Below are 269 nucleotides of genomic sequence, written 5' to 3'. Positions count from 1 at the left end.
AACAGGAGACAGTATCCATGGCCGAATTACTTCACGGCATCCGAACCATCGAATCGCTCACAGGTCCCATTTCGGTCATCGAAGTGTCGTCCAGTGTGATTGGTGTGTTTGGCACCTCTGAGTTGGCAGAGCCATTAAAGCTCTACCACACCACCAATTACGATGATGCGAAAAAGACCTTCGGTGAGGGCACGCTCGCCAACGCCATTCGCCGCGTTCACCACTATGTACCAAGCAACTCCATCTTATCAATCCCTTTAGGTAAGGAC

General features: G+C 50.9%; 1 pseudogene. It reads left to right on the top strand.

Going from position 1 to position 269, the window contains the following annotated elements:
- Window positions 1–269, top strand: a pseudogene (locus tag AB4589_RS25420) (phage tail protein); the annotation flags it as partial.

Source organism: Vibrio sp. 10N.222.49.A3 (genome assembly GCF_041475145.1).
In the GTDB taxonomy this organism is placed as follows: domain Bacteria; phylum Pseudomonadota; class Gammaproteobacteria; order Enterobacterales; family Vibrionaceae; genus Vibrio; species Vibrio tasmaniensis_A.
This window is presented reverse-complemented; position numbering and strand designations above follow the sequence as displayed.